At 68.7% G+C, this 6,741-nt stretch carries 5 protein-coding genes; 4 read left to right on the forward strand and 1 reads right to left on the reverse strand.

Annotated features, from left to right (window positions below; all coding sequences use genetic code 11):
• Positions 1-465: 465 nt before the first annotated feature.
• The 4 genes from C6N31_RS39825 to C6N31_RS39840 all read left to right on the forward strand — a co-directional run bounded on the left by C6N31_RS39825 (position 466) and on the right by C6N31_RS39840 (position 5,723).
• Entirely contained in the window at positions 466-1,287 is an 822-nt protein-coding gene (locus C6N31_RS39825; RefSeq protein ID WP_138351652.1) for a class I SAM-dependent methyltransferase, read from the forward strand.
• 313 nt (positions 1,288-1,600) lie between these two features.
• Positions 1,601-2,452, forward strand: coding sequence for a class I SAM-dependent methyltransferase (locus tag C6N31_RS39830; RefSeq protein WP_138351653.1), 852 nt, complete (start codon positions 1,601-1,603; stop codon positions 2,450-2,452).
• A gap of 889 nt (positions 2,453-3,341) precedes the next feature.
• Complete coding sequence (locus C6N31_RS39835; RefSeq protein ID WP_198359435.1) at positions 3,342-3,764, forward strand: peptidase inhibitor family I36 protein; 423 nt, start codon at positions 3,342-3,344, stop codon at positions 3,762-3,764.
• Positions 3,765-4,118: 354 nt separating this feature from the next.
• Positions 4,119-5,723, forward strand: a complete 1,605-nt coding sequence (locus tag C6N31_RS39840) for a hypothetical protein (RefSeq protein ID WP_198359436.1) — start codon at positions 4,119-4,121, stop codon at positions 5,721-5,723.
• Positions 5,724-6,049: 326 nt separating this feature from the next.
• Here the strand turns inward: C6N31_RS39840 and C6N31_RS39845 are convergent, their stop codons facing one another.
• On the reverse strand, positions 6,050-6,394 hold the full coding sequence (locus C6N31_RS39845; RefSeq protein ID WP_198359437.1) for a hypothetical protein: 345 nt from the start codon (positions 6,392-6,394) through the stop codon (positions 6,050-6,052).
• Positions 6,395-6,741: the final 347 nt, after the last annotated feature.

Here is a 6,741-nt window from a genome sequence, read left to right on the forward strand (position 1 = left end):
TTGATCAACCGTGGAGCCGAGCAGCGGATGTGTCTGCCTGCCGCGTGGGGTCAAGGCGTGCAGCTCACCAACCCTCCCCCCGATGACCTCACCGAACCCGCAGGAGCAACCAGCGCCCGGCACGCGGGCGTCCAGCTCCAGACGCCTGTTCATGTCCAACTCCAACCGGCCGTAGGTATTCACGTACATCCAGAACAGCCATCGCCGCCGCGCGCACGGCCGGCGGCCTGGGAGGTGGCGGTGGGCTGTCGGCCGTCGACGTCGTAGCCGAAGACGTACGTCATACCGTCCGGGTCAGTGCGGTTGGCTCCGATGCCCAGCACCTGTGTGGCGCCGCGTCGCTTCCGTACCTCTGTCTTCGGGTGCCGGATTTTCGGAGCCACGAAACAGCCGGATCGCGCGGGGCGGCCTTGGGGCGGTGAACCGTCGTATGATCGAAAGGGGTTTCGGCAGAACGGAGACCTTGTGGACGGGCCCGGTTCCGATGCGGTGTTCGCAGGCTCGATTCCCGAGTTCTACGACGACCACCTCGTGCCGCTGATCTTTGAGCCTTACGCCGAGGACCTCGCCCGCCGCGTGGCGGATCTTGTTCCGGCCCAGGTTCTGGAGATCGCTGCCGGCACGGGCGTCGTCACGCGCGCGGCGGCACGAGCGCTGCCCGAGCCTGTGGAATTGGTGGCAACCGATCTGAACCAGGCGATGCTCGATCATGCCGAGGCCGTCGGCGCCACGCGACCGGTGCGGTGGCAGCAGGCCGACGCCATGCGGTTGCCCTTCGCGGCCGCGAGCTTCGATGTGGTCTTCTGCCAGTTCGGCGTGATGTTCTTCCCGGACAAGAGCCGCGCATTCGCCGAGGCTCGACGCGTGTTGCGTCCCGGCGGAACCCTGCTGTTCAACGTATGGGATCGCATCGAGGAGAACGAGTTCGCGGACATCGTCACCAACACACTCGCCGGCGTGTATCCGGACTGCCCTCCGCGCTTCCTGGCACGCACACCACACGGACACTCCGATCTGAACGCCATCTCCGCCGACCTGGCACGTGCGGGCTTCACCGCCGCACCGCGCCACGAGACGATCACCGCGCGCAGCCGCGCGGCGTCGGCGCAGGTGCCGGCAACCGCGTACTGCCAGGGGACACCGTTGCGTGCCGAGATCGAGGAGCGCACCGGCGCAGACCTTGCCGAGGCAACTGCGGCGTGCGCCGCGGCGATCGCGAAACGATGCGGCCCGGGCCCGGTCAACGGCAAAATCCAGGCGCACGTCGTCACCATCGGGAACCTGTGACGGCCCTGACGGCTGATCACGGCGTGCGCGAAACGATGGACAGTGTGTATTCCGACCCGGCGTATTCCTTGGGCCAGGTGATCAGCCCGTCGCGGGAAGGTCCCGACGCGTGGTCGTCCGGTGCTGCCCCGGGGCCTCTTACAACAGCCGGGGCTGTCGGTGGGCGCCTACGGCGGCTGGTGCGCCCGGGCGATCGTTTGGTCCACGCTGACGTCCCAGGTGCTCTGGATCCGCAGCCACAGCACGGACCCAACGCGGCATGAGGCCAGCCCCCTTCATCGGGCCACTTGGAATCGATCGTTAGGCTGGCCTGGTGACTGATGAGCGGGAGCGGGTGCAGCCGTCGGGAGTGTGGGCCACGGCGGTGGGGGTGGCCAGGGTGCGGGCACTGGAGACCGAGCGGGAGAACCCGCTGTTCCGCGACCCACTGGCACAGGCCTTCGCCAGCGCCGGCGCCTTGTGGCTCTCCTCGCCGCCGCTGCCCGATGACGAGGGCGCGCGACGCCGCCGACTGGCCGTGTCGTTCTCCATCGTCATCAGGACGAAGTTCCTCGACGACCTGTTGCAGCAAGCCTCCGCGTCCGGGGTCCGGCAGGTCGTGCTGCTCGGCGCCGGCATGGACAGCCGGGCCTTCCGGATGGACTGGCCCGAGGGCACCCGGCTGTTCGAGGTCGACACCGCCGCGCCACTGGACTTCAAGGCTTCGGTGCTGCGCCAGGAGCGGGCCGTCGCACGCTGCGAGCGGATCACCGTCGCGGTGGATCTGCGTGAGGACTGGCCAGGCGCGCTGGCCGCCGCAGGGCACGACCCAGCCGTGCCGACCGCGTGGATCGCCGAAGGGCTGCTGATCTATCTGCCCGAGGATGCCGTGGAGCTACTGCTGGCCCGGATCAGCACGCAGTCGGCGGCTGGCAGTCGGATGGGGCTGACCTTGGGCTCGCGCGGCGTGATCGAGCGCTTCGGCGCGGACGCCGCGCCGGGATCGGCGGCGTCCATGTGGGTCTCGGAGATGCCCGACGACCCGGTGGGCTGGCTGGCCGCGCACGGCTGGGCGGCCGACAGCCACACCCTGCGCGAGCGCGCTGCCGCCTACGGCCGCCCGATCAGCACCCCGCCGCAGCGCGAGGAGCGGCCCGGCGGACTGATCTCGGCGGTCCGCCGGTAGAGCGCCTCCCCCGTTCCCTGGATGATCGATTCCAAGGGGAGCCTGATGAGGGGAGTTAGCTTCCTGCGCGGTCAGCCTGTCATGCGCACGCTGACCGCCTACGACCACTAGACCCGCCAAGGCGAAGATCAACAGTCACCCTGTGTACGCGACCAAATAGAGCTGACCAGAGCCCTTGTGGGGCCTGGTTCAACTTCCGTGCAGCCGCCGCTCTCCGTCATGCGAGGAGAACTCGCTTGCGAACGAGTTGGAAGCCCGCTCGGCTTCGGGCAACTGGCTGAAGGTGTCCTCCAACGTCGGCGGGCACGCCCGGTGATCGCTGCACAGACGTTGACCCGGAACCGGAAGTCCTGAACAGAGCCGGCAAGTCAGACGTCGGTCGGCAATTGGCCTGGGGGTGTCCGACCAGACGTCGAAGACGAAACGTGTCTCGTCGGGGCCGCCCTCCAACCACCACGTGCTCACTGTGGCGATGTCGTCTGTGACCTCTTCCACCAACCGGGGGTCGCATAGAGCTACCGGTGCAGGGGCAACGCGTTCCACCACCACTAGGACCTCCACCGACTCGTCCGGCCCGGCGCAACCAGCGGCTCGGCGCATCCGTATGGGTGGACAGCGGCAGGCCCGCGGCCAACAGCGAACAACGACCAGACCGCACGCCATAGCCCGCTCACCCGACGCCCTCCGCAGTGCACCTGCACGTCACATGTCCTCTCCGCGATATTCACGTCAACCGGCAGCACCCCGGTGTTCTCCGTCCGTGGAGGAATCGCTGCCTTGACGCCGCATACCGTAGGTGGGGATTCTGGCTCAGACTTGGCTCCGTGCAGGTGCAGCCCGGTGCGCGAGCATTTCGCCCGGACATGCCTGCGCTCTCGAAGGGAACCCAATGATCAAAGTTACGCGGGCGCTCACGGCGATCGTGCTGGCCAGCACCTTCACCATCGGCGGCGCCTCGGCCGCTTCGGCCGGTCAGCAGTCTCCTGCTGGTGCGAACAGCTGGGCTCAGTGCGAGGCCGGCGACTGGTGCATGTGGGACTACGACAACGCGGGCGGGGACATCTACGACGACCAGAACGCGGTGAAGTACAACCCGAATCTGGCGGCCCCGGGCTATGGGTGGAACGACCGGGCCAACTCCGTCGCGAACATGAGCACCAGGTACGTCTGCGTCTTCTGGGACAAGAACCTGGGAGGGAACTACGTGCGCATTGCCCCCAACGGCCGGGTGAACCTCCCCGTCTCATGGAAGAACAAGGTGAGTTCCTACCGCAGCCTGCCCGCCGGCGTCAGTAGTTGTGTCTTCGACTGACAGCACTGCGGATCGGGGGTCCCGCTGCCCGGCTGGTCATACACGGCGGTCGCCGCCGCACGTTCCGCCGACGTCGCCCGCCCTCGTCCAGGAAGAGTCGATCACCGGGCCCAACCCGGGCGCCGGTTGTCCGGGGTGGTCATCCGTGTGCGGGCTCGTCCCTGGAGCGCATCAGAGCTTAATTGACCGCATATGACCGCATATGAGCGCGTTGGAGCTCATTAACCCCCCTTCCACGACCAGCGCCCCTGTCCCGCCGTCCGGAAACCGCCTCGCCGCGGTCGAGGAAGCGGTCCAATGTGGAGTAAGCCGGACAGTTCCGGTGGGGGTGGCGGGCGAGCCAGGGGGACAGACGTGGCACGAACGGCTGCGGCAGGGCCTCCGGTCCTCCGGCTGGTCCCCTGGCAAGTGCGGGCCGGATGGCTACTGCGGGCGCATCGGCTGAGTCATGCCGACCCGGCACTGCGGCGGCTGACCGGCTTCGCCTCCGTCTACCGCGAGGACTGGCAGTACGCAGGAGGCAGCCCAAGCTGCCTGTCACGCTGGGAGAACGGCCTCGTTCCGGTGACCGCCTCGTCCGTCCGCCGTTACGAAGAGGTGCTCGGCCTCCTCCCGTACCGCTTGCTTCTGCCGATCCAGACCATCGCCCGCCACGAGGGGGGTCCCGCCGCGGCAGCGTTCCTCCGCTCTGGCGACGGCTCACCGCCCGCGGGCCGGGACCGGCGCGTCGACTTGCTCCTCGACCGCGTCCTCGATGGTGGAGTGCTCAGCGCGGCCGACTGGGACGAGCTGACCCGGTGGGCCGCCTACGGTGGCGGGCAGGTCTCCCCGAGCCGCATCCGCGAGGCCGTGGTGCAACGGCTGCTGGAGGAGACCCTGGTCTCCGGCGGAGCTTCCTGGATGCGCCGCTTCGAGGCACTGGGCCGGCTGATGGCCGACCCGCAGTGGGGGCCGGAGGCGATCGCCGTGTGCTCCGGTGTTGCGGAGCAAGCCGAGCATGCCGGCTTGATCGAGGCGGTGTGCGCACTGGACGGCAGCCCGCACCCCGATGCCGGACGAGCCGTGCTGCGCCAGCTCACCGATCCCACCACCACCGACAGCTTGTACGGCGCTCTGCTGGCCTCAGCGCGAAAGACCCGCAAACATCACTTCACCCCTGAGCAGACCCGGACGCTCGTGGACGTGGTGGAGGGTGTGCTGACCAGTGGTCCGCGAGCGGCGCACCCGGGGTCCGTCGTGGAGGCTGCTGCAGTGCTCCTGCACCAGTTACCGTTGTCCGCCGCCCACGCCGCGCGGCTCACCGGCGCCGCGGCCGATCGCCACCCCGTCGTCCAGGCCATCGTCGTGCACGGATCGCTGACCGATACGGCCGTGGCATCGATCGTCGTGTCGCGCATCATCGCCCGGCTGGGCGACCATGCGACCGCTGTGCTGGGCGGCATCGTGGACGACCTGCTGCACCACCCCGTGGCGGACGTGCGGCTCTACGCGGCGATGCTGCTGCACGCCAGCCCCTATGGACCAAGGGTCGCCGCCGCCCTGGCCGCAGACCTGCGGCAGACCGCGACCCTGCGCGACGAGGTACGCGCCGTTCCGATGCTCGACGCTCTGCGCGTCCTCGGCGGGCACGGCCAGCGGGACGTGGTCGCCGATCTCACCCTCGCGCGGGGTCTGCCCAAAGAAGTCGTCCTGGCGGCAGTGCACGCGTTGGGGCACATCGGGGGCCGCAGCCCGGAGAGCTACTGGCGCGCCGTCTTCCACCAGCACACCGGATCCGCCACGGACGCCATCGGGCAGACCCGCGTGCTCAAGAGGCTCGTGTACGGCTTCGCCATGGCCGGCGAACTGGACCTGCTCACACGGCTCGTGGAGGAGCAGGCCCAGGCCGCACCCACGCAGCATCTCTCCGGCTGGTGGAGCGGCCTCGCCCGTCACGTACGCGAGAGTGCCCAGCAGTAGGACATTCCTCGCTGATCGGCTCGCCGGCCAACTGCGAACGGCGGGGACGTCGGCCCCCGTTGCCGGCACGCCCCACCCGCCACTCCTCCGCGCGCGGCAATCGACCAGCACGATCACCTACGTCCCCGCCCCACGATCCGCGACAGGCGCTTGCCGAAGGCCGTCGCCGCAGAGCGGCGTCGCCGCCTCGCTCATCGCCCGGCCCAGGATCCGCAAGCCCGTCTGCGCGGTTGGTCCGGCTTCCGGAGCCTCCCGTGCCGGAGCGGCGCAGGCGACCCCTTTGCCTACGCCGCTCCGCTACACCTACCGGTGGGGCTCCGCCACACCTACCGGTGGATTCGAGTCGCCGGTGAGCCGGTCAGCCAATGGCCGTTCGTGTAGAACTGGCCATAGACGAGCGAACCGTCGGGGAAGTTGTGACCGATGGTCATGGACACCCATGCCGCCCCTGGCACGCAGCGGTTCTGCATCGGCGACTCCCAGTGTCCCCCCGTGCCCCAGAAGCGGACCTTGTAGTTGCAGATGGTCGTCTTGCCGCCGACATTGGTGACTTCGACCCACGCGACGTTGAGGCCGCTGCCGTAGACGTCGAGGCAGGTGGTGGAGGCGTTCTCCGACCAGGCACAGTTGTTGGTCGACGTGGCACTGGCACTCGGGGACAGGACGGTCATGAACCCGAGAGCCAGTAAGAAGGCCACCACGGTCGAGGCGAGGGTTCGACCCACGGTGCGGGTTGACCGAAGTGCGGGCGAGGTCCGGCATCGTTCACTGAAATCAGCGGGCACAAGCCCTCCTCTGCCGTGAGCGAAGAGCGTGCCGATACGTGGGTGCTTCTTCATGTTCCCTCCGGGGTGGTCGAGTCGATCGGTGTGCCGATCCTTTCTGCCCGAGCACGCCCATGGCGGCGCTGTTGCAGAGCGAAGGCGCGCGTGCAACGGCGCTTGCGCTCGATCACCGGATGCGCTAATACTGCAACCGCATGTGGTGTGACTGTTGGCGGTGTGGCTCGTTGGTCCGA

The organism is Streptomyces fildesensis, from assembly GCF_016107395.1.
Taxonomy (GTDB): Bacteria; Actinomycetota; Actinomycetes; order Streptomycetales; family Streptomycetaceae; genus Actinacidiphila; species Actinacidiphila fildesensis.

Bases quoted from the DNA above. Each gene is read 5' to 3' on its own strand.
- C6N31_RS39835 (WP_198359435.1), top strand. From the start codon at position 3,342: ATGATCAAAGTTACGCGGGCGCTCACGGCGATCGTGCTGGCCAGCACC.
- C6N31_RS39845 (WP_198359437.1), bottom strand. From the start codon at position 6,394: ATGACCGTCCTGTCCCCGAGTGCCAGTGCCACGTCGACCAACAACTGT.